Here is a 24,417-nt window from a genome sequence, read left to right as displayed (position 1 = left end):
CGACCCGGCAGCACCCCTAACAGGAGGACACCATGAAGAGCGGTATTCACCCCGAGTACGTCGTCACCGAGGTGACGTGCACGTGCGGCAGCACCTTCACCACCCGCAGCACCGAGAAGTCGGGCAAGATCAGCTCCGACGTGTGCAGCGCCTGCCACCCGTTCTACACGGGCAAGCAGAAGATCCTCGACACGGGTGGTCGCGTCGCGGCGTTCGAGCGCCGCTTCGGCAAGAAGGCCGCCAACTAGCGACCTCGGCGAGCGCCGGCACCCCTGGGGTGCCGGCGCTCGCTTTTGTCTTTCCCCCGCGGTGTCGCACCGCGACCGACCGACTGACCGACCGACTGACTGACCGTTGACGCCGCCGCGAGGCCGCCCGTCGCAAGGAGATGCCGTGAGCGAGGACTTCGCCGTCGTGCACGGGCTGCTGCAGGAGTACGCCCAGCTCGAGCAGGACCTCGCCGACCCGGAGCTGCACGCCAGCCCGGGCCGCGCCAGGAAGGTCGGTCGGCGCTACGCCGAGCTCGGCCAGGTGGTGGGCGCCTACCGGGCGTGGAGCGCCGCCGTCGCCGACGCCGAGGCGGCGGCCGAGCTGGCCGACGAGGACCCGGAGTTCGCCGCCGAGCACGAGACGCTGCTGGCGCAGGCCGCCGCCGCGGCCGAGCGCCTGCGCCGCGTGCTGGTCCCGCGCGACCCCGACGACGGCCGCGACGTCATCCTCGAGATCAAGGCGGGCGAGGGCGGCGAGGAGTCCGCGCTGTTCGCCGGCGACCTCCTGCGGATGTACATGCGCTACGCCGAGCGGCGCGGCTGGTCCACGCAGATCATCGAGGCCACGGACTCCGCCCTGGGTGGGTACAAGGACGTCCAGCTCGCCGTGAAGTCGCGCGGCGCCGCCGGCGGTGCCGACCAGCTGGACGGCGTGTGGGCCCACCTGAAGTACGAGGGCGGGGTGCACCGCGTGCAGCGCGTGCCCGTGACGGAGTCGCAGGGCCGCATCCACACCTCGGCCGCCGGCGTGCTCGTGCTCCCCGAGGCGGACGACGAGGGCGAGGTCGAGATCGAGCAGAACGACCTGCGCATCGACGTCTTCCGCTCCTCCGGCCCGGGTGGCCAGAGCGTCAACACCACCGACTCCGCCGTCCGCATCACCCACCTGCCCACCGGCATCGTGGTCTCGATGCAGAACGAGAAGAGCCAGCTGCAGAACCGCGAGGCCGGCATGCGCGTGCTGCGCGCCCGCATCCTCGCCGCCCAGCAGGAGGAGGCGGCAGCGGCCGCGAGCGAGGCGCGCCGGAGTCAGGTGCGCACGGTCGACCGCTCGGAGCGGATCCGGACCTACAACTACCCCGAGAACCGCATCGTCGACCACCGCACCTCCTTCAAGGCGTACAACCTCGACACGGTGCTCGACGGCGACCTGGACGCCCTCGTCGCCTCCGCGATCGAGATGGACGAGGCGGCGCAGCTCGCGGCCGCGGGCGAGGCGTGAACCCGGAGCTGCGCGCGCTGGTGCGCGGGGCGGGGGCCATCCTCGCCGAGGCCGGCGTCCCCTCGCCCGAGCACGACGCGCGCGCCCTTGCCGCGTACGCGCTCGGCGTCCCGCACCTCGCCTACGCGCCCGCCGCGCTCCCAACGTCGCTGCGCCAGGAGTTCGCCGAGCTCGTCGATCGACGACGGCGGCGCGAACCGCTCCAGCACATCGTCGGCTCCGCGGTGTTCCGGCACATTACGCTGCGGGTCGAGGCCGGCGTGTTCGTCCCGCGGCCGGAGACCGAGGTCGTCGCCCAGCACGCGATCGACGCGGCGCTGGCCGTGGCGGCCCGGGGGAGCGACCCGCTGGTCGTCGACCTGTGCTGCGGCGCGGGCGGGATCGCGGTGTCGGTCGACGTCGAGGTGCCCGCCAGCCGGGTGGTCGCGGTGGACGCCTCGCCGGAGGCGGTCGCGCTGACCCGCCGCAACGGCGACGCGCAGACGCTGGCGGGGTCCTCCGCGCTCCGCACCGAGCTCGGTGACGTCCGCGACCCGGCGCTGCTGGCCGATCTGGACGGCACGGTCGACGTCGTCGTGTCCAACCCGCCGTACATCCCGCCCGACGCCGTCCCGAACGAGCCGGAGGTCCGCGACTTCGATCCCGACCTGGCGCTCTACGGCGGGGGCCTGGACGGCCTGGAGGTGCCGCGCGCCGTCGTGCTCGCCGCGCGACGGCTGCTGCGCCCCGGGGGAGTGTTCGTGATGGAGCACGCCGAGGTGCAGGCGGAGGCGGTCCGCGCGATCGCGTCCGACGCCGGGTTCACCGAGGTGACGAGCTTCGAGGACCTGACGTCCCGGCCGCGCGGCGTGCGCGCCGTCGCGCCCTGATCCGCTCCCACGTCCGCCACGCCAGCAGCCCCAGCGCGATCCCGACGGCGTCGGCCGCCAGGTCGGTGACATCGCCCGTGCGCCGCGGCAGCAGGAGGTGCTGGATCAGCTCGCTCGCGACGGCGTTGAGCGCCACGAGCACGAGCAGGAGCCGGCGCGGGACCCCCGCCAGCAGCCCGGTGAACGTCAGCGCCGCGAAGCTCGCGGCGTGTCCCAGCAGGTCCAGCCGCAGGTCGACGGCGGGTTCGACCTGCGCCGGGAGGCTCGGCGCGTACATCGTGACGAGGTTGAGCGCGAGGGCTCCCGTCAGCAGCAGGCGGCGGACGCCCGTGCTCGGGCGGGTCAGCGGGGTGGGGTCTGGCACGCCCCGAGCCTGCCAGGTCACCGTGTCCCGGCGTTGCGGGCGTGGCAGGATCGGGGCCGTGACCAACCTGTCGTGCGTCCCGGAGCACCGCTCCGCCAGCATCGCCGAGGCAGCCGCCGTGCTGTCCAGCGGTGGCCTCGTCGTCCTGCCCACCGACACCGTCTACGGCATCGCCGCCGACGCGTTCGACGCCGACGCCGTCGCCGCCCTCCTGGCAGCCAAGGGCAGAGGCCGGCAGATGCCGCCGCCGGTGCTGGTGGCGTCGCCGACCATGCTCGAGGTGCTCGCCGTCGACGTCCCGCCCGCCGCGAAGGCGCTGGCCGATGCGTTCTGGCCCGGGGCGCTGACGATCATCGTGCGCGCGCAGCCGACGCTGACGTGGGACCTGGGCGAGACCGCCGGCACGGTCGCGCTGCGGATGCCCGACCACGAGGTGGCCCTGGACCTGCTGCGCACCACCGGCCCGCTGGCGGTCTCCTCCGCCAACCGCACCGGGAAGCCGGCGGCGACCAACGCCGCCGAGGCGAGCGCGCAGCTGGGCGCGAGGGTCGCCCGCTACCTCGACGACGGCGAGGCGCCCGGCGGCCAGGCGTCCACCATCGTGGACGCCACCGGTCCGAGCCTGACGATCGTGCGCGAGGGAGCGATCGACCGCGAGCGGCTCGCCGCCGTCGTCCCGCACCTGCGCGTGGTGGCCGAGGAGGAGCCGGCGGTCGAGGTGGAGGCCGTCGTCGACCAGCCGGTCGCCGGGGAGTCCCTCGCTGACGAGTCACCGGCCGCCGACCCCGGCCCCGGGCGGTCTGCCGGGTGAGGATCTACCTGCTGGTCGTCGTCGTCGCCGCGGCCGTCACGTTCGTCGCGACGCCGCTGGTGCGTGTGCTGGCGCGGCGCGTCAACGCCGTGACCCCGCTGCGCGACCGCGACGTGCACGCCGTCCCGACCCCGCGGATGGGCGGGATCGCGATGTTCGCCGGCTTCGCCGTCGCCCTGCTGATCGCGTCGCGGACGGACTTCCTGGGCGACGCGTTCACGATCTCGTCCCAGGCCTGGGCGATCCTTGCGGCCGCCGGGCTCATCTGCCTGCTCGGCGCTGCCGACGACATCTGGGACCTGGACTGGATGACGAAGCTGGTCGGGCAGATCCTGTGCGCGGGGCTGATGGTCTGGCAGGGCGTGCAGCTCATCACGGTGCCGCTGTTCGACTCGATCGCGATCCTGTCGCCGCGGATGCTGCTGGCGATCACGCTCCTGGTCGTGCTCGTGGCGATCAACGCGGTGAACTTCGTCGACGGGCTCGACGGTCTCGCCGCGGGCCTGATCGCGATCGGGGGCACGGCCTTCTTCGTCTACACCTACCTGCTGACGCGCTCGACCGAGTCGGACTACTCCAACCTCGCCACGCTCGTGATCGCGGCGGTGGTCGGGGCCTGCCTCGGCTTCCTGCCCCACAACTTCTTCAGGGCCTCGATCTTCATGGGCGATTCCGGCGCCATGTTCCTGGGCCTGACGGTGTCCGCAGCGAGCATCGTGGTCACCGGCAACATCGACCCCGGCGCGTCGCAGCAGCTGACCGAGTTCGTCGGGTTCCCGGCCTTCCTGCCGATCCTGCTGCCCGTGGCGGTGATGGTCGTGCCGCTCATCGACCTGGTGTTCGCCGTCGTGCGACGCGTGGCGGCCGGAAAGTCGCCGTTCGCCGCCGACGGTCTGCACCTGCACCACCGCCTGATGGCGCGGGGGCACTCGCACCGCCGGACGGTCGTGATCCTCTACGCCTGGACCACGGTGTTCGCCTTCGGGGCGGTCGCGCTGGCCTTTCTTCCGCTCCGGACCGTGGTCATCGCGCTCACCGTCGTGGTGGTCGTCGGCATCGTGCTCACGATCGTGCCGCTGCCGGTGCGGCGGACGCGGCCGCGGGCGTCCTCGCGTCACGTCCGCACCGCCGAGCGGCCCCCGGCCGAGTCCCCGCGCCCCGAGACCCGCGTCTGACCCGTGGGAGAGTAGGGGAGTGACCAGTCCTGCCCCCGCCGTCTCGACCGTCCCCACCACGCTCAAGGGCGTGCTCTCCCGCATCCTGCGCCAGGTCGCCGTCGTGACCGTGGGCGTGACCGTGCTGGCCGCGGTCGTGGGGCTGGTGACCGTCGGGTCCACCGGCCTGTGGGGGGCGCTCCTCGGCGGCGTCGTCGGCGTCATCTTCTGCGCGACCACCGTGGTGACGATGCTCGTCAGCGAGGGGCGGTCGCCGCAGTTCCTCGCGGTTGCCGTGCTGGGTGGCTGGCTCGCCAAGATGGTCGTCATCGTCGCGATGCTCGCGGTGCTGCGCGGCCTGGACTTCTACGACCGGTACGTGCTCGCCGGCACGCTCGCCGCGATCGTGCTGGCGTCGCTGGTGATCGAGATGCGAGCCGTCATGACGGCCAGGGTGCCGGTGGTCGATCCCGAGGCCCGCGCGGGCGTGAAGGGGTCGTGAACATCCGGTAGGGTGGTCGACAGACCTGCGAATCCATCACGGAATCAGCACGGCACGGTGCGTCGCCGCACCGCTGCTGGGCCTTGCGCCTCCATCACAAGACCCGGGGAGACCTTTGAACGCGGCTGGACCTCTCATGGCCGAGACCGACTCTGGTTCGGGCTTCCACGCTCCGAGCATCTCCGAGTTCTTCCCTCCGGCAATCTTCTTCGACGGCACGCCGTTCGAGTTCAACCGGATCCAGCTGGTGCGCGTCATCGTCACCGTGCTGCTGATCCTGTGGCTGTGGCTGTCCACCCGCCACGCCAAGCTCGTCCCGGGCCGCGCCCAGAGCATCGTCGAGCTCGCGCTGGACTTCGTCCGCGTGCAGATCGTCGAGTCGGTCCTCGGCAAGACGGCCGGGCGTCGGTACCTGCCGCTCCTGACGACGCTCTTCTTCATCGTCCTGGCGATGAACTTCGCCGGCGTGATCCCGTTCCTCAACATCGGTGGAACCTCGGTGATCGGCCTGCCGGTCGTGCTGGCGATCATCGTCTACGTGACCTACATCGTCGCCGGCTTCCGCAAGCACGGTCCGGGCTACCTCAAGATCAGCCTGTTCCCCAGCGGTGTGCCGCCGATCATGTACCTGCTCATCACGCCGATCGAGATCCTGCAGGTCTTCGTCCTGCGCCCGCTCACGCTGGCGCTCCGACTGCTGGCCAACATGATGGCCGGGCACCTGATGCTCGTGCTGTGCTTCGCCGCGACCCACTTCCTCTTCTTCGAGGGCGGGGGGCTGATCCCGCTCACCGGCGTGATGACGCTCGTCGGCGGGTTCGGCATCACGCTCTTCGAGATCTTCGTCGGGTTCCTCCAGGCGTTCATCTTCACTCTTCTCGCTGCCGTCTACATCCAGATGTCCGAGGACGACGCGCACTGAGCTCCACGCTCCACCAGCTCGAACGACTGACCACCCATCGACGGCGGGCACGGACCCGCCGCCCAAGGAAGGACCACCCATGGACAACTACGCCGAGCTCACCGGCAACATCGCGACCATCGGCTACGGCCTGGCCACCCTCGGCCCGGGCATCGGCCTCGGCATCCTGATCGGCAAGGCGCTCGAGGGCATGGCTCGCCAGCCCGAGGTCGCCAACACGCTCCGCACCAACATGTTCATCGGTGTCGCGTTCGTCGAGGTGCTCGCGCTTCTCGGTCTGATCGCCGGCTTCCTCTTCATCTGATGGGCGGCGTCCAGCTGCTGGCCGCGGAGGAGGGTGGCGCCCCCGCGGGGATCGGCGTCTTCATCCCGGCCGACTACGACATCATCTGGTCGCTCGTCGTCACCGGTGTCATCGCGTTCTTCTTCCTGAAGTACCTGATGCCGAAGATGACGGCGCTGCTCGACGAGCGCTCCGCCAAGATCGAGGGCGGGCTCGAGCACGCCGCCAAGATCCAGGCGGAGGCCGAGGCCACCAAGGCAGAGCGTCAGGCCGAGCTCGTCGCCGCCCGCCAGGAGGCGGGACGCATCCGCGAGGAGGCGCACGGCGAGGGCAACGAGATCGTCGTCGAGGCGAAGTCGAAGGCCCAGGTCGAGGCCCAGCGCATCGTCGAGAACGCCCACCGCCAGATCGAGGCCGAGCGTCAGCAGGCGCTCGTCTCGCTGCGGGCCGACGTCGGATCGCTCGCGACCGACCTGGCCTCCAGGATCGTGGGCGAGTCGCTCACCGACGACGCGCGCCAGTCGCGCGTGATCGACCGGTTCCTGGCCGAGCTCGAGGAGACCTCGCGCTCGTCCGAGGCCGTGGACGCCGGCACGCAGCCGGCCGCCACCACCACAGAGACGGGGAAGTGATGCGGGCGACCAGCGAGGCATCCCTCGCGTCGGCCAGGGAGCGGTTCGCGCCGATCCTGGACGCCGCGGGTGACGGGGCACGCGAGATCGGGGAGCAGATCTTCTCGGTCGTCGACGCGCTCGACGGCTCGACCTCCCTGCGTCGCGCGCTCACCGACCCCACCCGGTCCGGCGAGGCCAAGGCCCAGCTGGCCACGACGCTCCTGGGCACGCAGGTGCACGCGGACGTCGTCGACCTGGTCGCCGGTCTCGCGCGTGCTCGCTGGTCGGCCGACGCCGACCTCGCCGAGGCGCTCGAGGAGCTCGGCACCACCGCGGTGCTCGTCGCCGCCGAGTCGCGCGACGACCTGCTCCGCGTCGAGGACGACCTGTTCCGTCTGGGCCGCATCCTCAGCAACGAGCGCGACCTGCGCGTCGCCCTGGCCTCGACGGACGTCGCGGCCGAGCGCCGCACGGCACTGGCCGACCAGCTGCTCAACGGCCAGGTCGCCCCGGAGTCGCAGGTCCTCGTGCGCCGGACGGTCGGCGCGCTGCGCCAGCGGTCCGTGACCACGCGCCTGTCGCACATCGCCGAGATCGCCGCCGCCCGTCGCAAGCGGGTCGTCGCCTCGGTGCTGGTCGCCTCGCCGATCACCACGGCCCAGGTCGAGCGCCTGAGCGCGACGCTCTCGCGCATCTACTCCACCGAGGTCCACGTCAACGTGGGCGTCGACCCCAGCATCGTGGGTGGCATGCGCATCCAGGTGGGTGCCGAGGTCGTCGACGCCACCGTGCTGTCCAAGCTTGCCGAAGCCCGACGCCGCATCGCCGGCTGAGCGCTCACCCCAGACACCCCGCGCCCGACGCGAAGACGAGAGAAGGAACCGATGGCTGAGCTCACGATCAGGCCCGAGGAGATCAGGGCTGCACTCGACACGTTCGTCAGCTCCTACACGCCCACGACGGACGCGCGCGAGGAGGTGGGTCGGGTCACGCTCGCCGCCGACGGCATCGCCGAGGTCGAGGGACTTCCCGGCGCCATGGCCAACGAGCTCCTCACCTTCGAGGACGGCACGCTGGGGCTCGCGCTGAGCCTCGACGTCCGCCACATCGGTGTGGTCGTCCTCGGTGAGTTCACCGGCATCCAGGAGGGCCAGGAGGTCCGCCGGACGGGTGAGGTCCTCTCCGTCCCCGTCGGTGACGGCTACCTGGGCCGCGTCGTCGACCCGCTCGGTGCTCCGATCGACGGTCTGGGCGAGATCGAGACGACGGGCCGCCGCGCCCTCGAGCTTCAGGCGCCCGGCGTCATGGCCCGCAAGAGCGTGCACGAGCCCCTGCAGACCGGCATCAAGGCCATCGACTCGATGATCCCGATCGGTCGCGGCCAGCGTCAGCTCATCATCGGCGACCGCAAGACCGGCAAGACGGCCATCGCGCTCGACACGATCCTGAACCAGAAGGCGAACTGGGACTCGGGCGACCCCGAGAAGCAGGTGCGCTGCATCTACGTCGCCATCGGTCAGAAGGGTTCGACCATCGCGGCCGTGCGCGGCGCGCTCGAGGAGTCCGGTGCCCTGGAGTACACGACGATCGTCGCCGCTCCCGCGTCCGACCCCGCCGGCTTCAAGTACCTCGCCCCCTACACCGGCTCGGCCATCGGTCAGCACTGGATGTACGAGGGCAAGCACGTCCTGATCGTCTTCGACGACCTGTCCAAGCAGGCCGAGGCGTACCGCGCCGTGTCGCTCCTGCTGCGCCGTCCGCCGGGCCGCGAGGCCTACCCGGGTGACGTCTTCTACCTGCACTCCCGTCTGCTCGAGAGGTGTGCCAAGCTCTCCGACGAGCTGGGCGCCGGCTCGATGACCGGGCTGCCGATCATCGAGACCAAGGCCAACGACGTGTCGGCCTACATCCCGACGAACGTCATCTCGATCACCGACGGCCAGATCTTCCTGCAGTCGGACCTGTTCAACGCCAACCAGCGCCCCGCCGTCGACGTCGGCGTCTCGGTGTCGCGCGTCGGTGGTGCCGCCCAGGTGAAGGCGATGAAGGGTGTCTCCGGAACCCTGAAGCTGACGCTCGCGCAGTACCGCTCGCTGGCCGCGTTCGCGATGTTCGCCTCGGACCTCGACCCGGCCTCGCGCCAGGCGCTGGCCCGCGGTGAGCGTCTGACCGAGCTGCTCAAGCAGCCGCAGTACTCGCCGTACCCGGTGGAGGACCAGGTCGTCGCGATCTGGGCCGGCACCAACGGCTACCTCGACGACGTCCCCGTCGCCGACGTGCTGCGGTTCGAGCGCGAGCTCATCGACCACATCCGTCGCAGCACCGACGTGCTCGGCACCATCGCCTCCACGGGCAAGCTCGGCGACGACGCCGTCGAGGCGCTGAAGAGCGCCATCGAGGCCTTCGCGCCGACGTTCCAGACCTCCGACGGTGACCTGCTCGGCAGCAACGAGCCGGTCGACGACGAGGGCCTGGACGTCGAGCAGGAGCAGATCGTCCGCCAGAAGCGGGGCTGAGCCGTGGCAGGTCAGCAGCGCGTCTACAAGCAGCGGATCAAGTCGACCCAGACGCTGAAGAAGATGTTCCGCGCCATGGAGCTCATCGCTGCCTCGCGGATCGGCAAGGCCCGTGACCAGGCCCAGGCCGCTGCACCGTTCTCCCGTGCGATCACGCGGGCGCTGTCGGCGGCCGCGACCCACGCGTCCGTCGACCACCCGCTCACCTCGGACCGCACCGACACCAACCGCGTCGCGATCCTGGTGCTGACGGCGGACCGGGGCATGGCCGGGTCCTACAACGCCAGCGTGCTGCGTGAGGCCGAGCGCCTCATCACGCGTCTGACGGAGGAGGGCAAGGAACCCGAGCTGTACGTGGCCGGTCGCCGTGGCGTCGGGTACTTCACGTTCCGCAACCGGGACATCAAGGAGACTTGGCTCGGCAACTCCGACGCCCCGCAGCTGGAGCGTGCCGAGGAGATCGCGGACACCCTGCTCGAGGCCTTCCGGGCTCCCGCGGACGCCGGCGGCGTCAGCGAGATCCACCTGGTCTACACGCGCTTCCTGTCGATGGTGACGCAGGAGCCGCGCGTGGTCCGCATCCTCCCGCTGGAGGTCGTGGACGGGGTGGCCCCGGTGGGCGAGGAGCCGCTGCCGCTGTACGACTTCGAGCCGTCGCCCGAGGTCGTGCTGGACGCCCTTCTGCCGCGCTACATCCTCGCGAGGATCTTCACGGCGCTGCACCAGGCGGCCGCCTCGGAGCTGGCCTCGCGCCAGCGCGCCATGCACACGGCGACCGAGAACGCCGAAGACATCATTCGCAACTACACCCGACTGGCCAACTCGGCCAGGCAGGCGGAGATCACCCAGGAGATCAGCGAGATCGTCTCCGGGGCCGACGCTCTCGCCGGCTGATCCACCGACGCTGAGAACTGACAAGGACAACCATGACTGCGCAAGCCGCTGAGGCTCCCACGACTGTCGGCGCCGGTACCGGACGTATCGCCCGGGTGATCGGCCCCGTCGTCGACATCGAGTTCCCCTCGGGCACGCTGCCCGGGATCTACAACATGCTCAAGACGACCATCGACCTGGCCGGCCAGGGCGAGGGCGAGAGCGACGCCGTCGAGCTCACCCTCGAGGTGGAGCAGCACCTCGGTGACAACCTGGTGCGCGCCGTCGCCCTCAAGCCCACGGACGGTCTCGTCCGTGGCGCCGAGGTGCGCGACACCGGCGGCCCGATCACGGTCCCGGTCGGCGACGTCACCAAGGGTCACGTGTTCAACGTGATCGGCGAGCCGCTCAACGTGCCGGCCGACAGCCTCGAGATCAAGGAGCGGTGGTCGATCCACCGCAAGGCACCCGACTTCGACCAGCTCGAGTCGAAGACCACGATGTTCGAGACCGGCATCAAGGTCATCGACCTGCTGACCCCGTACGTCCAGGGCGGCAAGATCGGTCTGTTCGGTGGCGCCGGCGTCGGCAAGACCGTGCTGATCCAGGAGATGATCCAGCGCGTCGCGCTCAACCACGGTGGTGTGTCGGTGTTCGCCGGTGTCGGCGAGCGCACCCGTGAGGGCAACGACCTCATCGTCGAGATGGAGGAGGCGGGCGTCTTCGACAAGACGGCCCTCGTCTTCGGTCAGATGGACGAGCCGCCGGGCACGCGTCTGCGCGTGGCGCTGTCCGCCCTGACGATGGCGGAGTACTTCCGCGACGTCCAGAAGCAGGACGTGCTGCTGTTCATCGACAACATCTTCCGCTTCACGCAGGCCGGTTCCGAGGTCTCCACGCTGCTGGGCCGCATGCCCTCGGCCGTGGGCTACCAGCCGAACCTGGCCGACGAGATGGGTCTGCTGCAGGAGCGCATCACCTCGACGCGTGGTCACTCGATCACGTCGCTCCAGGCGATCTACGTCCCCGCGGACGACTACACCGACCCGGCCCCGGCCACGACGTTCGCGCACCTGGACGCCACGACCGAGCTCTCGCGCGACATCGCGTCGCGTGGTCTGTACCCGGCCGTCGACCCGCTGGCCTCCTCCAGCCGGATCCTCGACCCGCAGTACGTCGGTGAGGACCACTACCGCACCGCGACCCGCGTGAAGTCGATCCTGCAGAAGAACAAGGAGCTGCAGGACATCATCGCGATCCTCGGTGTCGACGAGCTCTCGGAGGAGGACAAGATCACGGTCGCGCGTGCGCGCCGGATCGAGCAGTTCCTCTCGCAGAACACGTACATGGCCGAGAAGTTCACCGGCGTCGTGGGCTCCACGGTGCCGCTGACGGAGACCGTCGAGGCGTTCGGCAAGATCGCCGACGGCGAGTTCGACCACATCTCCGAGCAGGCGTTCTTCAACATCGGTGGCCTCGAGGACCTCGAGCGCAACTGGGCCCGCATCCAGTCCGAGCTGCGCTGATGGCCGGACGCGGAGAGCTGACCGTCGAGATCGTCGCCCCGGACCGCACGCTGTGGTCCGGGACGGCGGCGGGTGTCAGCGTGCCGGCGGCCGAGGGTGACATGGGGCTGCTGCCCGGTCACGAGTCGGTCCTGTCGCTGCTGCGTGCGGGCACGGTCCGCGTCCGTTCCGCCGCAGGGTCGTCCGAGGAGTTCGCCGTCACGTCGGGGTTCGTCTCCTTCGACGACGACGCGGTGACGGTCGTCGTCGACTCGCAGGACTGAGCCTCGCCGGTGCCGGAAGCCCTCGTGATCGCGCTCGCCGTGGCGGGCGCGATCGGGCTCATCGGCGCCGGAGCGTTCTACCTCCGGCTGCGCACCCTCGGGCTGCGCGTCGGATCGTTCGAGTGCGCCCTGCGCACACCGACGGGATGGGCCTCGGGGATCGCGCACTACGGTGCCGACGCCCTGCACTGGTACCGCCTCGTCTCCCTGGACCCGCGCCCCGGCCAGTCATGGCCGCGGGCGCGGCTCCACGTCGTGAGCCGTGACGCGCGCGACCCCGAGGCCGCCGTCACCGCGACGCGCATCTTCGAGGTCGCCTGCGAGGTCGACGGCCACGAGTTCGTGCTGGCCATGCGCGCCGGTCAGTACTCGGGACTGTCCTCGTGGCTCGAGTCCCAACCCCCCAGGGAGCTTCCGCTGTGAGAATCGTCGTGGCCACCTGCGCCGTCGACTACTCCGGACGGCTGTCCGCCCACCTGCCGCTCGCGCCTCGCGTGCTCATGGTGAAGGCCGACGGTTCCGTCCTCGTCCACTCCGACGGCGGGTCGTACAAGCCGCTGAACTGGATGAGCCCGCCCTGCACGCTGAAGGTGTCGCAGCCGACGCCGGAGCAGGCGGCCCAGGGCGTCACGGCCGTCTGGACCGTGACCGCCACCAAGACCGACGACAAGCTCGTGGTCTCGCTGCACGACGTCGCGCACGACTCCGCGCACGAGCTCGGCGTCGACCCCGGCCTGCAGAAGGACGGCGTCGAGGCGCACCTGCAGAAGCTGCTGGCCGAGCAGGTCGAGCTGGTGGGCGCGGGCCACACGCTCGTGCGCCGCGAGTTCCCGACGGCGATCGGTCCCGTCGACCTGATGGTGCGGGTGCCGTCGTCGGCCGGGACGTCGTCGGCCACCGCATCGGCCGGCGCCGGGGGAGTGGTGGAGATCGAGGTGGAGGTCGCGACGCCGTCCGGCGTCACGCACCGCCACGTCGCCGTCGAGATCAAGCGGCGCGCGACCATCGACGCGGTCGAGCAGCTCACGCGCTACCTCGAGCTCCTCAACCGCGACCCGCACCTGGCGCCCGTGCGCGGCGTGCTCGCGGCGCAGAGCATCGCGCCGCAGGCGCGCACCCTCGCGACCGACCGCGGCATCGACTGCCTGCTGCTGGACTACGACGCGATGCGCGGCGTCGACGACCCCGACTCGCGCCTCTTCTGAGCGGCGCCGGCGCGCGCCGCCCGGCCGCCCGGCCGCCCTCGTGCGGACCCGCCGACACGTCGGACCCCTCGCTGAGAACGGCGGGTGCGGCTCGACGTCTGCCCTGGAGCCGCGCCGAGCGTTCTCGGCATCGGGAGGCGGCGGTGAGAACGGCGGGTGCGGCTCGACGGTGTCGTTCGAGTCGCACGGAGCGTTCTCGGCGGGCGGCGGGCGGCGGGCGGCGGGCCGCGGTCGTGGGGTGCCGCGTAGGCTCGGGGGATGGGTCGTCGGTCGAGCAAGCGCGCGTACGGCAGCGAGCACGTGCCGCTCGACGTCGACCAGCTCACCCGCGGCTGGACCCGCGGTGAGACCACCGACGACGGCCACGCCTGGAAGGTCCGCAGTGTCGGTGGGAGCGAGAAGTCCTACCGCTGCCCCGGGTGCGACCAGATGATCCCGCCCGCGACGCCGCACGTCGTGGCCTGGCCCGACGACCACCTCCTCGGGGCGCAGGCCGGTCTCGAGGACCGGCGCCACTGGCACACGTCGTGCTGGCGCGCGGGACGACGACCGACCCGGCGCTGAGCACCACGGGCCGGCCCTGGCAATCGAGGTGACGGCGAGCCCCGCCGTCAGGCACAGTGCTCGGGTGGGCCACATCGACCTCAGCCAGATCACCTTCTCCCTCCCCGACGGCCGTCCGCTGCTCGGCGGCGTCGACCTGCGCGTCGGCGAGGGCCACCGGATGGCGCTCGTCGGCCCGAACGGCTCCGGCAAGACCACGCTCTCGCGCATCCTGGCGGGCGACCTCGACCCCGACGAGGGCGCCGTCGTGCGCACCGGTGGGCTCGGCGTCATGCGCCAGTTCATCGGGTCCGTGCGCGACGACACCACCGTGCGCGACCTGCTCGTCAGCGTCTCGCCGGAACGGATCCGGGTCGCGGGGGCCGCGCTCGCCGCGGCGGAGGAGCTGATGCTCACCATCGACGACGAGGCCGCCCAGATGGCCTACGCGCAGGGCCTGGCCGACTGGGCCGACGCCGGGGGCTACGAGCAGGAGACGCTCTGGGACATGTGCACGACGGCGGCCATGCACCTCCCGTTCGACCGCGCCGAGCACCGTCGGGTCTCGACGCTCTCGGGTGGCGAGCAGAAGCGCCTGGTGCTGGAGGCGCTGCTGCGCGGGCCGGAGGAGGTCCTGCTGCTGGACGAGCCGGACAACTACCTGGACGTCCCCGGCAAGCGCTGGCTCGAGCGGGCCCTGCGCGAGTGCGGCAAGACGGTGCTGCTCATCAGCCACGACCGCGAGCTGCTGGACCAGGTCGCCACACGCGTCGCGACGCTCGAGCCCGGCGCCGCAGGGGCGACGCTCTGGGTGCACCCCGGGCCGTTCCGCACCTATCCGCAGGCGCGCGAGGACCGGAACGCGCGGCTGGAGGAGCTGCGCCGTCGCTGGGACGAGGAGCACGCGAAGCTCAAGGCGCTGGTGCTGATGTACCGCACGAAGGCGTCCGTCATGGACACCATGGCGGCCAAGCTGCAGGCGGCCGAGACCCGGTTGGCGCGGTTCGAGAAGGCCGGCCCGCCCGAGGCCGTGCCGGAGGTCCAGCAGGTCACGATGCGGCTGCGGGGCGGCCGCACGGCCAAGCGCGCCGTCGTGGTCGAGGGACTCGAGCTGACCGGCCTCGCCCGGCCGTTCGACGCCGAGCTCTGGTACGGCGAGCGCATCGGGATCCTGGGCGCGAACGGCACGGGCAAGTCGCACTTCCTGCGTCTGCTCGCGGCGGGCGGCTCCGACCCCGACGTCGAGCACCGGCCCGTGGGGGACGTGCAGCCGGAGCGCGTGGCGCACTCCGGCGTCGTCCGCCTCGGATCGCGCGTGCGGCCGGGCTGGTTCGCGCAGACCCACCAGCACCCGGAGCTGCTGGAGCGGACCCTGCTCGAGATCCTGCACCGCGGGGACGCGCACCGGCACGGCCGCGCCCGGGAGGAGGCCTCCCGCGTCCTCGACCGCTACGGACTCGCGAAGTCGGCGGAGCAGCGCTTCGCCTCGCTCTCGGGCGGGCAGCAGGCACGGTTCCAGATCCTGCTGCTCGAGCTCTCCGGAGCCACGATGCTGCTGCTCGACGAGCCGACGGACAACCTCGACCTCGCCTCGGCCGAGGCGCTCGAGGCGGGGCTGGCGGCGTTCGAGGGCACGGTCGTGGCCGTCACGCACGACCGCTGGTTCGCGCGCGGCCTCGACCGGTTCCTCGTGTTCGACGGCGCCGGCACGGTGACCGCGAGCGACGAGCCCGTGTGGGACGTCGCGCGCGTCGCGCGCTGAGCGACCCTTCTGGCGGGCGCTGCGGCTAGGACGCGAGGACGGCGCGTCGATCGCGCCACCACGCCACGGTCTCCCGCGCCGCCTGCGGCCACGGCGTCGCGACGACGCCGAGGCGCGCCTCGCCCGCACTCGCGTCCACCTCGAAGGGCTGGGTGAACTGGTAGGCCACTTCGGCGATCTCGCGCAGGCTCGGCACCACGAGTCCCAGGGCGTGCAGGAGAGCCGGGCTCATCGGCGCGACGCGAGGCATCTCGACGCCGGCCGCCGTCGCCATCGCACCGGCGAGGTCCCGCATCGTGATCGACCCGGCGCTCGGCGCCATGACGACCTCGTGACCGGCACCCGCCAGCGCGGAGGCCGCGATCATCGCCCGCGCGAGGTCGGGGACGTGCGTGAAGGCGTGGGGCAGGTCGGGATCCCCGACGGGCCGCAGCGTCCGGCCGGCCAGCAGCGGTTCGAGCAGCCGGTCTCCCGCGTGCGCCGCCAGCACGCGCGGTCCGGTGAAGTCGCCCGCGACCACCGAGACGATGCGGACGCTCGACGCCGTCCTGGCCGCCAGCAGCGCCTTCCTGACCTCACCCTTGCGGCTGCGCGGCCGCAGCGGCGTCGCGGCCGTGATGGGGCCGCCGTCGGCGTCGAACGCGTACAGGCTCTCGGGCGCCACCACGGTGGCGCCCGTGCGCCGCGCGTGGTCGAGCACGTTCCGCTCCATGCCAGGAAGCGTGTCTGCCCACACCTTCGCGGAGTAGGCCGGGGCGTGGAAGGCCATGTGGATGACGGGGGCGTCACCGACGGCGCGCGCGACGGAGTCGGGATCGAGGACGTCCGCCCGCACGCGCTCGGTGGTCGCGGGCCCCGAGCCCGACCGCGTGAGGACGCGGACCCGCGCACCCGACTCGAGCAACCGGTCGACGAGTCCGGCGCCGACGGGGCCGTAGCCGATGACGACGGCATCGGGGGTGGTGCGGGGTGCGGGGGTGGGGGTGCTCGAAGCGGACATGTGCGTCTCCCTGTCGTGAATGTGAGCAGTGCTCTCATGTGGAAGATAGGCCCGCGGCGAGCCGGTGCGCAAGAGCACTGCTCACATTGGGCATCATGGGTCCATGAGCACACCGCGCGAGCTCGCCCGCGTCCGCACCCTGGCCGAGATCCGCCGCCTCGCGTGGGAGCACCTCGAGCAGCACGGGGCCGCGGCGCTGTCCCTGCGCGCGATAGCGCGCGAGCTCGGCATCGTCTCGTCGGCGATCTACCGCTACGTGCCCAGCCGCGACGACCTGCTCACGCTGCTGATCACGGAGGGCTACCGGGACCTGGCGGACGACGTCGAGCGGGCGCTCGCGGACCTGCCGGGTGGTGAGGCCGCCCCGGGGCGGGTGCAGTGGCTCACCGCCAGTCACGCCCTGCGCTCCTGGGCGATCCGTCGCCCCGCGGCGTGGTCGCTGCTGTACGGCTCCCCGGTCCCCGGGTACAGCGCACCGCCCCAGGAGACGACGCCGGAGGGCACCCGGGTCGTGCTCCGCCTGGGCGCGATCCTGAGCGCCGCGCTCGCGCGCGGCGAGGTGGCCGCCGTCGTGGGACCGCTGAGCGGTGGTCCGGCGCTGCCGACGGCGCTCGCCGCGGAGCTGCGTGTGATCGGCGGCGACGTCGAGGGGGGCCTCGACGAGGATGTGGCGCCCGCCGCGGTCGCCCAGGTGATCGCGGGTTGGACCGCCCTGCTCGGCGCGGTGAGCTCCGAGGTGTTCGGGCAGCTCGGTCGCGACCCGCTTGGTGAACCCGAGGTCTTCGCCCGCGTCCAGCTCGCGACGATCGCCGACGCCGTGGGCCTGCGTGACCTCGAGCGCGCGCCGTAGGCTGGGGCGCGATGAGCACCACGATCGGACCCCTGAGCATCCTGCCCGCCGCGCGCGAGGACATCGAGCTCCACACCGCTGACGGCCTCACCCTGGTGGGCGAGGTCGCGCGACCCGCGACCGCGACGCCCGTGGCCACCCTGCTGACGCTCCACCCGCTGCCCACGCACGGCGGCTACATGGACAGCCACGTCTACCGCAAGGCGTCGTGGCGCCTGCCCGCGCTGGCCGACGTCGCCGTCGTCCGCTTCAACACGCGCGGCACGTCCTCCCCCCGCGGCACGAGCGAGGGGGAGTTCGACGGCGGCGACGCCGAACGCTTCGACGTCGCCGCGCTGCTGGAGCACGGCGAGTTCCACGACCTGCCGCACCGCTGGCTGGTGGGCTGGTCGTTCGGGACCGAGCTCGTGCTCAAGCACGGCGCCGACCCGAGCATCGAGGGCGCGATCCTGCTCTCCCCGCCGCTGCACCGGGCCACCGACGCCGATCTGGACGCCTGGGCGGCGTTCGGCAAGCCCCTGATCGTGCTGGTGCCCGAGCTCGACGACTACCTCCGCCCGGACGAGGCGCGCGAGCGGTTCGCGCGTGTTCCGCAGGCGACGGTGATCGCCGGCGAGGGGATGAAGCACCTGTGGGTGGGGGAGTCCGCCGTGACGTGGGTGCTCGAGCAGATCCTCGCCGTCGTGAATCCCGACGCCCTGCCGCTCCCGCGCGAGTGGGACGGCAGCGTCACCACCGCGTCCACCGCCACCGAAGGATCATGATGACCGACGCAGTCGAGAACGGTCTCCCGCCCGTCCCGCTCGTGCTGCTGCACGGGTTCCCGTTCGACGGGAGCATGTGGGACGAGGTCGTCGAGGACCTCGTGGACGACGGCGTGCCCTCGATCGCGCTCGACGCCCCGGGGTTCGGGCGCTCGGAGGTGCCCGACGGCGAACCCGGCCTCGAGCTGGCGGCCGACGCCGTCGTCGCGACCCTGGACGAGCTGGGTGTGGACCGCGCGGTGCTCGTCGGGCTGTCGATGGGCGGCTACATCGCCCTGGCCGTGGCCGACCGGCACCCGGGTCGGATCGCTGGACTGGCGCTCCTGGACACCAAGGCCTCGGCCGACTCCGACGAGGCGCGCGCCAACCGGCTGCGGGTGGCCGAGGCGGCGCTCGGCGAGGCGGGGGCCGACGCCGTCGCCCCCATGCTGACGACGCTGCTGGGCGAGACCGCGCTCGAGCACGAGCCCGACGTGGTCGAGGAGCACCGCGCGCGGCTCGCCGCCGCGCCGCCGGCCGGTATCGCCTGGGCGCAGCGGGCCATGGCCGCGCGTCCCGACCGCTTCGACGTGCTCGAGCGGCTCGCGGTGCCCGGCCTCGTGGTGCGGGGCGCCGAGGACCAGATCGCCACGCAGGCCGACGCCGAGGCGATGGCGAGCGCGATCCGGTCGGGAGGCGGGGACGTCGAGCTCGTGGTCGTGCCGCTAGCGGGCCACATGACGGCCACCGAGGACCCCTCGACGACGGCGGAGCTGCTGGCCACCTTCTGGCGGCGCTGCCTGGTGTGACCTCGTCGCCGTCGGGCGGGCCGCCCGCGAGGTCGAGCGGTCAGCTCCGGCGGTGCCGCTCCAGGGCGGCCGACATGTCGATGGTCTCGCCGTCGCCGCCACCCTCGCCCACGATCAGCGGCGGGGGCACGGGCGAGGGCGTGTAGCCGCGCAGCCGCTCGCGCAGGCTGAGGTCCGCCCGCAGCACGTAGAACCCGCCGTCGGTGCCGAGGGCGACCGAGTGGTCGGCCTTGAGGTACCAGCCGCGCAGCGTCGTACGGGCGCGCCCGCCGCGGTAGCCCTGGACCGCGAGCGGCTCCGGCTCGGTGGCGGACGTCCCGGCGGTCGCGAGGAAGGCGTCGATCATCGACTGGGCCTTCGCGGACTCCGCCGCCTTGCGCTCGTTCAGCCGCCGCTCCAGCTCCAGGGCCGCCTCGCGGCGGCCCTGGGCCCAGGGGGTGGTGGCGTCGTCGGGGGTCACGTCAGCGCGACGTGGAGGTGACGGACTCGTCGGTCTCGGCGTGCTCGGTGACCTCGGCGTCGGACTCGTCGTCGTCGGCCTCGTCGGACTCGTCGGGGTCGGTCTCGTCGCTCCCGGCCTCGGCCTTCGCCTCCTCCAGCGCCGCGGCGGCCTCGTCGGCCTTGGCGATGAGGCTGGCGTCGGGCACCGTGCTCGAGCCGAGGAGACCGCGCAGCTCGTCGAGGTAGGCCGTGATGGCCTCGCGCTGGCGCTCGAGGTCCGCAACCTCCGAACGCACCGAGCTCAGGCGGTGGTCGGCCTCCTCGGTGGCCGAGGCCGTGGTCCGGTCGGCCTGGTCGTCGGCGTCCTCGACGATGCGGGTCGCCTGCTCGCGGGCGGTCGACAGCGTGGTGCGAGCGCTCGCCTCCGAGGCCGTCGTGATGGCCTCGGCCCGGGCGAGCGCGTCCACCACGCGCTGCTCGGCGTCGGCCACGCGGGCGTCGGCGTCGGCCAGCAGCTGGTCCGCCGCGGCCTTCGCGGCGCCGTGGATGGCGCCGTTCTCCGCCTCGGCGGCCTCGCGGCGCCGGGCGATGTCCAGGTCGCCGTCGGCCTTGGCGGTCGCGGTGACCTCCACGAGCACGTCGGCCTCGTCACGCGCCTGCGTCAGCGCGCTCTCGGCGGCGCGACGGGCCTGCGCCAGCAGGTCGTCGGCCTCGGCGCGGGCACCGTCGCGCGTGACCTGGGCGTACGTCTCGGCCTCGGTGCGCAGCACGCGCGCCGCAGCGGTCGCCGTCGCGACGACCTCGCGGGCCTCGGCCTCGGCGGCGACGCGGAGCTCGGTCGTCTCGCGGAGCACGAGCGACTCACGGGCGGCCAGGTCGCGCTCGAGGGTGGCGCGGCGCTCGGCCACCTCGGTGTCCAGGGCGCCGCGGATGCCGCGCGCCTCGCGCTCGGCGGACGAGACGAGCTCGCCGGCGGTCAGCGCCGCGGCGCTGCGCACGGACTCCGACTCGGCGGCGGCGGAGGTGGTGAGGTGGTCGGCCTCGGAGCGGGCGGCGGCCAGGACGTCGGCGGCCTCGCGCTCGGCGCGGTCCAGCAGCTGCGTGGCGTCGCCCTCGGCGCGCGACGTGATGGTGGAGGCCTTGCCGGTGGCCTGCGTCACGACGTCGGTGCTCTGCTCCTCCGCCGAGCGCAGGAGCTGCTCGATGCGCGAGCCCAGACCGGCGTAGGTGGGCGCCTCCGTCTCGCTCAGCGCGCGCTGCGTCTCCGAGAGCTGGCCCGAGAGTCGCAGCGACTCGGCGTCGGACGCCTCGACCTGGCGGCGGGCCTCGTTCAGCGCCCGCGCGAGGTCGCTCACGTGCTGGTCCACCTGGGCGCGGTCGTACCCGCGCAGGACCACGGGGAAGTCGGCGTGCTCGTCAGTCATGGGAGGAGTCCTTCGCAGGAGTGGGGAGCAGGAACCGTGATCCCCAGCCTATCGGCCGCCCCCGACAGGCCTGGTGCCCAGGGGGCGCGGGTACCCTGGGTCGCGCGCACGCCCCGGTGCGTGCGCATCCGACATCCAGCAGTGCTTGCTCGGCGCAGGTCCGGAAAGGACGTGGCACCCATGGCCCGTCGCATCATCGGCATCGTGGTGACCCTTCTCGGGGCCACGGCGATCGTCCTCGGCGTGCTCTCCGCGACGTCGTGGCGCACCTCCGACACGGTCACGGCGACGTCCCCCTCGGCCGACGTCCCGTTCGTCGTCCTCGAGCCCGGCGTCGCCGGCATCGTGGACGACCGGGTCGACGTCGTCGTGACGGCGGCCGACCCCGCGCAGCAGGTGACGGTCATCACGGGTCGCGACGTCGACGTCGACGGCTGGCTCGCGGACGCCGCGCAGCAGCGCCTGGTCGACGTCGTGGACTGGGAGACGATGGTGACGCAGGACGTCGACGGCGTCACGGCGGACCTGCCCAGCCCCGTCGGCAACGACATGTGGCTCGAGACGCGCGAGGGCGAGGGTGAGCTGGCCTTCGCCTACGACGTCCCCACGACGGGTCGCCAGACGCTCCTGATCGTGCGCGACGCCGCCGACGGCCCCGCCCCGACCGTGTCCCTGACGTGGCAGCGCGAGGTGACCACGCCCTACTACCAGCCCCTGCTGACGGGTGGCATCGCCGGCGTCGTGCTCGGGCTGGGCCTGATCCTCTGGTCTTTCTTCGCTCTGCCGGGTCGCCGTCGCGATGCCGAGCCCGCCGTGGTGGAGGGCGAGAGCACCGACGACGATGCCGACACGACCGTGCTCGCGGCCGTGCGACCCGAGCAGCCGCTGGTCGGCGAGCCGAGCGATCCGCCGACGGCGGAGACCGCCGTGCTGACGCGCCGCCAGCGCCGCGAGCTGCGCGAGTCCGGTGCCGAGGTGGGCGACGGGCCCGGCGCGTACGACGGTCTGCGGGACCGCCTGGCCGCGGTCGACGTCGAGCGCATCGCCTCAGAGATCGCGCCGGCCGACGGTACGGGCAAGGCTCCGGACGACCCGGAGTCCTACCCGACGTGGTTGCGGGCGGACGGGGAGTCCGTCGGCAGCCCCGACGCCGACGCCGACTCCGACGTCGAGGCTGCCGAGACCGACGGCGGGACGCGCTCCGAGGACGACGCGGTCGCCCCGGTCGCCAAGGTCACCTGGAGCGAGCGGTGGGGCGTGACGACGTCGTCCGAGCCGCTGCCGACAGAAACCGAGTCCGAGACCGACGCCGAGCCCGAGGCCGAGCCCGAGCCCGAGCCCGAGCCCGAGCCCGAGCCCACCGACGACAACGAGGAGCACCGATGAGCACGTCACGACGTCGTCGCCCGATCCTCGGCGCCGCGCTGCTCGCCGCCACCGCGCTGCTCGCGGGCTGCGCCGAGGAGCCGGCACCCACGTTCACGCCGGAGCCCGCACCCGAGTTCGCCCCACCGGCCGTGTCGGAGGAGCGGGCGCAGGAGATCCTCGACCAGGTCGAGGAGCAGGTCTCCGCCGCCGACACCTCGGGCGACGTCGAGCAGATGCGCGCGCGCGTCGCGTCGCCCGCGATCGACTTCCGGCAGACGCAGTACGCGCTGCAGACGGCCACGGGCGGCGCCGAGCTGCCCCTCTCGCTCACGACCGACTCGGACGTGCTGGTCGTGACGGCCACCGACTCGTGGCCGCGCTCGGTGCTCGCGGTGTCGGAGCCGGTCGCCGACAGCACCGTGCGCCACTACTACGGCCTCGTGCAGGAGGACCCGCGCGCCGAGTACCAGCTCGTGTCGTGGTCGCGACTGCTGCCGGGTGTCCCGACACCGACGTTCGCCACCGCGGAGATCGGTTCCGCTCCGATCGCCGACGACCAGGCCGAGCTGAAGGTGACCCCCGCCGACGCCCTGGCCCGCCTCGCCGACGTCATGGCCAACCCCGCGAGCGAGTTCGCGGGCGAGTTCGCGGACGACCCCTACCGCGCGTTCCTGAACGCCGAGGTCGACGGCCTGCGCCAGGGGGTGGCGGTCGCCGGTGAGCTGTCGACCAGCGCCACCTCCGCCGGGCCCGACTTCGCCATCGCCACGGCCGACGGCGGGGCCCTGGTGATGGGCACCGTCGAGATCACGCAGACCCTGCGCAAGACCGTCGAGGGCTCCACGCTCCCGCTGCCCGACTCCTGGGCGGTGCTGGACGCGCCTGGTCCGGTCGACGCTGCGGCCTCGGCCACCTACCGCCACCTCGTGACCGTCTACGTGCCGCCCGCCAGCAGCCCGGACGCCCAGCTCCAGTTCCTCGGCGTGGAGCGCGTGCTCGCGTCCGTCGCGCGCACCGAGTAGCACGCCACCCCCGCCGTCCCGTCGTTCCCCGAGAGAGGCCCAGCCGTGACCCAGCCCCACTTCGACCCGCGCGGTGCGATCGACCTGTCCTCGCTCCAGAAGCCGACCCCGGCGCAGGAGAAGGCCGCGGCCGCCGCTGCGGCGACGCGCGCGTCGGCGCCCGACGGCCTGATCGTGGACATGACGACCGAGTCCTTCCAGACCATCGTCGAGAGCTCGGCGACCGTGCCCGTCGTCGTCGCCATCGGCGCGTCGCGGACCGCGATCGGCGAGAAGATGACGCCGCTGCTGGAGGCGGCCGCGGTGCGCTACGCGGGCCGCTTCGTGCTGGCCCGCGTCGACGCCGACACCCAGCCGCAGATCGCGCAGGCGTTCGGCATCGAGGGCGTGCCGTGCGCCGTCGCCGTGATCCAGGGTCAGCCGCTCCCGCTGTTCCAGGGCGCGCCGGCACCCGACCAGGTCGACCAGGTGCTCGACCAGGTGCTCGCGGCGGCCGCGCAGGCCGGCGTGACCGGCGTCGTCGCCGGTGCCGGCCCGGCCCAGCAGGACCCGACCGACGTGCCGGAGCCCGAGCCCGAGCTGCCGCCGCTGTTCGCGAAGGCCTACGAGGCGATCGAGGCGGGCGACTACGACACCGCGGCCGCCGCGTACCAGCAGGTCCTGAACGAGAACCCGATCGACAAGGACGCCAAGGCCGGCCTGGGCCAGGTCACGCTCATGAAGCGGCTCGACGGCGTCACGGACCCGGTCTCCGACCTCGAGAAGGCCGAGGCGATGGGTCCCACCGCGCTCGACCTGCAGCTGCACGCCGCGGACATCGAGATGGCGGCCGGACGCGTGGGTGCGGCGTTCGACCGGCTCGTGGCCGTGGTCCGCGCGACGCGGGAGGCCGACCGCGAGGCGGCCCGCAAGCGACTCCTGGAGCTCTTCGAGCTGGTGGACCCGCAGGCCGACGAGATCCGCGCCGCGCGGCGCAACCTGGCGCTCGCGCTGTTCTGACCGTTCGGCACCGACGCCGGCACCGACGGACCGTACGACGAACGCCCCGCCTCCCGAAGGAGG

28 protein-coding genes are annotated in these 24,417 nt (G+C 72.7%); 24 read left to right on the top strand and 4 right to left on the bottom strand.

Annotation, left to right across the window (positions count from 1 at the left end):
* Positions 1–32 precede the first annotated feature (32 nt).
* The 3 genes from rpmE to prmC all read left to right on the top strand — a co-directional run bounded on the left by rpmE (position 33) and on the right by prmC (position 2,360).
* Positions 33–248 carry a 50S ribosomal protein L31 gene (rpmE, locus tag SERN_RS13220; protein ID WP_135850634.1) on the top strand — a complete coding sequence of 72 codons (216 nt, stop codon included), beginning with the start codon at positions 33–35 and terminating at the stop codon, positions 246–248.
* Positions 249–393: 145 nt separating this feature from the next.
* The gene (prfA, locus tag SERN_RS13215) at positions 394–1,491 is read left to right on the top strand and encodes a peptide chain release factor 1 (RefSeq protein ID WP_135850633.1); all 1,098 of its coding nucleotides are present in this window, start codon (positions 394–396) and stop codon (positions 1,489–1,491) included.
* Positions 1,488–2,360 carry a peptide chain release factor N(5)-glutamine methyltransferase gene (gene prmC, locus SERN_RS13210; RefSeq protein WP_135850632.1) on the top strand — a complete coding sequence of 291 codons (873 nt, stop codon included), beginning with the start codon at positions 1,488–1,490 and terminating at the stop codon, positions 2,358–2,360. Before prfA ends, prmC begins: the two co-directional genes overlap by 4 nt.
* Here prmC and SERN_RS13205 read toward each other — a convergent pair.
* Positions 2,293–2,724 (bottom strand): VanZ family protein, encoded by a 432-nt coding sequence (locus tag SERN_RS13205; RefSeq protein ID WP_135850631.1) that lies wholly within the window; start codon positions 2,722–2,724, stop codon positions 2,293–2,295. The genes prmC and SERN_RS13205 overlap by 68 nt on opposite strands.
* A 58-nt stretch (positions 2,725–2,782) precedes the next feature.
* On the opposite strand from SERN_RS13205, the gene SERN_RS13200 reads away from it, so the two are divergent.
* From SERN_RS13200 to SERN_RS13130, 15 genes are all read left to right on the top strand, one after another.
* Complete coding sequence (locus SERN_RS13200; protein ID WP_135850630.1) at positions 2,783–3,535, top strand: L-threonylcarbamoyladenylate synthase; 753 nt, start codon at positions 2,783–2,785, stop codon at positions 3,533–3,535.
* Positions 3,532–4,710 carry an MraY family glycosyltransferase gene (locus tag SERN_RS13195; RefSeq protein ID WP_135850629.1) on the top strand — a complete coding sequence of 393 codons (1,179 nt, stop codon included), beginning with the start codon at positions 3,532–3,534 and terminating at the stop codon, positions 4,708–4,710. The genes SERN_RS13200 and SERN_RS13195 overlap by 4 nt, the downstream gene beginning before the upstream one ends.
* 19 nt (positions 4,711–4,729) lie before the next feature.
* Complete coding sequence (locus tag SERN_RS13190; protein WP_135850628.1) at positions 4,730–5,191, top strand: hypothetical protein; 462 nt, start codon at positions 4,730–4,732, stop codon at positions 5,189–5,191.
* 136 nt (positions 5,192–5,327) lie between these two features.
* Positions 5,328–6,113: a F0F1 ATP synthase subunit A gene (gene atpB / locus SERN_RS13185; RefSeq protein WP_135850627.1), complete on the top strand. Its 786-nt coding sequence runs from the start codon at positions 5,328–5,330 to the stop codon at positions 6,111–6,113.
* A 79-nt stretch (positions 6,114–6,192) separates the two neighbouring features.
* The gene (gene atpE / locus SERN_RS13180; protein ID WP_135850626.1) at positions 6,193–6,417 is read left to right on the top strand and encodes an ATP synthase F0 subunit C; all 225 of its coding nucleotides are present in this window, start codon (positions 6,193–6,195) and stop codon (positions 6,415–6,417) included.
* Positions 6,417–7,028, top strand: a complete 612-nt coding sequence (locus SERN_RS13175; RefSeq protein WP_135850625.1) for a F0F1 ATP synthase subunit B — start codon at positions 6,417–6,419, stop codon at positions 7,026–7,028. Before atpE ends, SERN_RS13175 begins: the two co-directional genes overlap by 1 nt.
* Positions 7,028–7,843 carry a F0F1 ATP synthase subunit delta gene (locus tag SERN_RS13170; protein ID WP_135850624.1) on the top strand — a complete coding sequence of 272 codons (816 nt, stop codon included), beginning with the start codon at positions 7,028–7,030 and terminating at the stop codon, positions 7,841–7,843. Before SERN_RS13175 ends, SERN_RS13170 begins: the two co-directional genes overlap by 1 nt.
* 51 nt (positions 7,844–7,894) lie before the next feature.
* Complete coding sequence (gene atpA, locus SERN_RS13165; RefSeq protein ID WP_135850623.1) at positions 7,895–9,526, top strand: F0F1 ATP synthase subunit alpha; 1,632 nt, start codon at positions 7,895–7,897, stop codon at positions 9,524–9,526.
* A 3-nt stretch (positions 9,527–9,529) separates the two neighbouring features.
* Positions 9,530–10,420, top strand: coding sequence for a F0F1 ATP synthase subunit gamma (locus SERN_RS13160; RefSeq protein WP_135850622.1), 891 nt, complete (start codon positions 9,530–9,532; stop codon positions 10,418–10,420).
* Between the two features lie 32 nt (positions 10,421–10,452).
* Positions 10,453–11,925, top strand: coding sequence for a F0F1 ATP synthase subunit beta (gene atpD / locus SERN_RS13155; RefSeq protein ID WP_199241619.1), 1,473 nt, complete (start codon positions 10,453–10,455; stop codon positions 11,923–11,925).
* The gene (locus SERN_RS13150; RefSeq protein ID WP_135850620.1) at positions 11,925–12,188 is read left to right on the top strand and encodes a F0F1 ATP synthase subunit epsilon; all 264 of its coding nucleotides are present in this window, start codon (positions 11,925–11,927) and stop codon (positions 12,186–12,188) included. Before atpD ends, SERN_RS13150 begins: the two co-directional genes overlap by 1 nt.
* 9 nt (positions 12,189–12,197) lie before the next feature.
* The gene (locus tag SERN_RS13145) at positions 12,198–12,611 is read left to right on the top strand and encodes a DUF2550 domain-containing protein (protein WP_135850619.1); all 414 of its coding nucleotides are present in this window, start codon (positions 12,198–12,200) and stop codon (positions 12,609–12,611) included.
* On the top strand, positions 12,608–13,393 hold the full coding sequence (nucS, locus tag SERN_RS13140; protein WP_135850618.1) for an endonuclease NucS: 786 nt from the start codon (positions 12,608–12,610) through the stop codon (positions 13,391–13,393). Before SERN_RS13145 ends, nucS begins: the two co-directional genes overlap by 4 nt.
* Before the next feature lie 258 nt (positions 13,394–13,651).
* Positions 13,652–13,957, top strand: a complete 306-nt coding sequence (locus SERN_RS13135; RefSeq protein WP_135850617.1) for a hypothetical protein — start codon at positions 13,652–13,654, stop codon at positions 13,955–13,957.
* A 64-nt stretch (positions 13,958–14,021) separates the two neighbouring features.
* Positions 14,022–15,698 (top strand): ABC-F family ATP-binding cassette domain-containing protein, encoded by a 1,677-nt coding sequence (locus SERN_RS13130; RefSeq protein WP_135850616.1) that lies wholly within the window; start codon positions 14,022–14,024, stop codon positions 15,696–15,698.
* Positions 15,699–15,723: 25 nt separating this feature from the next.
* On the opposite strand, the gene SERN_RS13125 is transcribed toward SERN_RS13130, so the two are convergent.
* Positions 15,724–16,698 (bottom strand): NAD-dependent epimerase/dehydratase family protein, encoded by a 975-nt coding sequence (locus tag SERN_RS13125; RefSeq protein ID WP_135850615.1) that lies wholly within the window; start codon positions 16,696–16,698, stop codon positions 15,724–15,726.
* 103 nt (positions 16,699–16,801) lie between these two features.
* On the opposite strand from SERN_RS13125, the gene SERN_RS13120 reads away from it, so the two are divergent.
* From SERN_RS13120 to SERN_RS13110, 3 genes are read left to right on the top strand one after another with little or no spacing between them, the layout of a single operon-like run.
* Positions 16,802–17,548, top strand: coding sequence for a TetR/AcrR family transcriptional regulator (locus tag SERN_RS13120; protein WP_135850614.1), 747 nt, complete (start codon positions 16,802–16,804; stop codon positions 17,546–17,548).
* Positions 17,549–17,559: 11 nt separating this feature from the next.
* Positions 17,560–18,312: an alpha/beta hydrolase gene (locus tag SERN_RS13115; protein ID WP_135850613.1), complete on the top strand. Its 753-nt coding sequence runs from the start codon at positions 17,560–17,562 to the stop codon at positions 18,310–18,312.
* Entirely contained in the window at positions 18,312–19,100 is a 789-nt protein-coding gene (locus SERN_RS13110; protein WP_233251696.1) for an alpha/beta fold hydrolase, read from the top strand. Before SERN_RS13115 ends, SERN_RS13110 begins: the two co-directional genes overlap by 1 nt.
* Positions 19,101–19,140: 40 nt before the next feature.
* Here the strand turns inward: SERN_RS13110 and SERN_RS13105 are convergent, their stop codons facing one another.
* Both SERN_RS13105 and SERN_RS13100 read right to left on the bottom strand, forming a co-directional pair.
* Positions 19,141–19,560, bottom strand: coding sequence for a hypothetical protein (locus tag SERN_RS13105; protein WP_135850611.1), 420 nt, complete (start codon positions 19,558–19,560; stop codon positions 19,141–19,143).
* Position 19,561: 1 nt separating this feature from the next.
* Entirely contained in the window at positions 19,562–20,965 is a 1,404-nt protein-coding gene (locus SERN_RS13100; protein ID WP_135850610.1) for a DivIVA domain-containing protein, read from the bottom strand.
* Positions 20,966–21,145: 180 nt separating this feature from the next.
* On the opposite strand from SERN_RS13100, the gene SERN_RS13095 reads away from it, so the two are divergent.
* From SERN_RS13095 to SERN_RS13085, 3 genes are read left to right on the top strand one after another with little or no spacing between them, the layout of a single operon-like run.
* Positions 21,146–22,351: a hypothetical protein gene (locus SERN_RS13095; protein ID WP_135850609.1), complete on the top strand. Its 1,206-nt coding sequence runs from the start codon at positions 21,146–21,148 to the stop codon at positions 22,349–22,351.
* Positions 22,348–23,355: a hypothetical protein gene (locus SERN_RS13090; RefSeq protein WP_135850608.1), complete on the top strand. Its 1,008-nt coding sequence runs from the start codon at positions 22,348–22,350 to the stop codon at positions 23,353–23,355. The genes SERN_RS13095 and SERN_RS13090 overlap by 4 nt, the downstream gene beginning before the upstream one ends.
* A 45-nt stretch (positions 23,356–23,400) precedes the next feature.
* Positions 23,401–24,354: a tetratricopeptide repeat protein gene (locus SERN_RS13085; protein ID WP_135850607.1), complete on the top strand. Its 954-nt coding sequence runs from the start codon at positions 23,401–23,403 to the stop codon at positions 24,352–24,354.
* Positions 24,355–24,417 lie beyond the last annotated feature (63 nt).

This window comes from Serinibacter arcticus (assembly GCF_004786095.1).
In the GTDB taxonomy this organism is placed as follows: domain Bacteria; phylum Actinomycetota; class Actinomycetes; order Actinomycetales; family Beutenbergiaceae; genus Litorihabitans; species Litorihabitans arcticus.
Note: the sequence above shows the minus strand (reverse complement) of the source record. Positions and strands in the feature narration are given on the sequence as shown.

What these genes read in the sequence shown, in the direction of transcription:
- rpmE (WP_135850634.1), top strand. Translation starts at nt 33, where the DNA reads ATGAAGAGCGGTATTCACCCCGAGTACGTCGTCACCGAGGTGACGTGC.
- atpB (WP_135850627.1), top strand. Translation starts at nt 5,328, where the DNA reads ATGGCCGAGACCGACTCTGGTTCGGGCTTCCACGCTCCGAGCATCTCC.
- atpE (WP_135850626.1), top strand. Translation starts at nt 6,193, where the DNA reads ATGGACAACTACGCCGAGCTCACCGGCAACATCGCGACCATCGGCTAC.
- SERN_RS13175 (WP_135850625.1), top strand. Translation starts at nt 6,417, where the DNA reads ATGGGCGGCGTCCAGCTGCTGGCCGCGGAGGAGGGTGGCGCCCCCGCG.
- SERN_RS13170 (WP_135850624.1), top strand. Translation starts at nt 7,028, where the DNA reads ATGCGGGCGACCAGCGAGGCATCCCTCGCGTCGGCCAGGGAGCGGTTC.
- atpA (WP_135850623.1), top strand. Translation starts at nt 7,895, where the DNA reads ATGGCTGAGCTCACGATCAGGCCCGAGGAGATCAGGGCTGCACTCGAC.
- atpD (WP_199241619.1), top strand. Translation starts at nt 10,453, where the DNA reads ATGACTGCGCAAGCCGCTGAGGCTCCCACGACTGTCGGCGCCGGTACC.
- SERN_RS13150 (WP_135850620.1), top strand. Translation starts at nt 11,925, where the DNA reads ATGGCCGGACGCGGAGAGCTGACCGTCGAGATCGTCGCCCCGGACCGC.
- SERN_RS13135 (WP_135850617.1), top strand. Translation starts at nt 13,652, where the DNA reads ATGGGTCGTCGGTCGAGCAAGCGCGCGTACGGCAGCGAGCACGTGCCG.
- SERN_RS13125 (WP_135850615.1), bottom strand. Translation starts at nt 16,698, where the DNA reads ATGTCCGCTTCGAGCACCCCCACCCCCGCACCCCGCACCACCCCCGAT.
- SERN_RS13120 (WP_135850614.1), top strand. Translation starts at nt 16,802, where the DNA reads ATGAGCACACCGCGCGAGCTCGCCCGCGTCCGCACCCTGGCCGAGATC.
- SERN_RS13115 (WP_135850613.1), top strand. Translation starts at nt 17,560, where the DNA reads ATGAGCACCACGATCGGACCCCTGAGCATCCTGCCCGCCGCGCGCGAG.
- SERN_RS13110 (WP_233251696.1), top strand. Translation starts at nt 18,312, where the DNA reads ATGACCGACGCAGTCGAGAACGGTCTCCCGCCCGTCCCGCTCGTGCTG.
- SERN_RS13100 (WP_135850610.1), bottom strand. Translation starts at nt 20,965, where the DNA reads ATGACTGACGAGCACGCCGACTTCCCCGTGGTCCTGCGCGGGTACGAC.
- SERN_RS13095 (WP_135850609.1), top strand. Translation starts at nt 21,146, where the DNA reads ATGGCCCGTCGCATCATCGGCATCGTGGTGACCCTTCTCGGGGCCACG.
- SERN_RS13090 (WP_135850608.1), top strand. Translation starts at nt 22,348, where the DNA reads ATGAGCACGTCACGACGTCGTCGCCCGATCCTCGGCGCCGCGCTGCTC.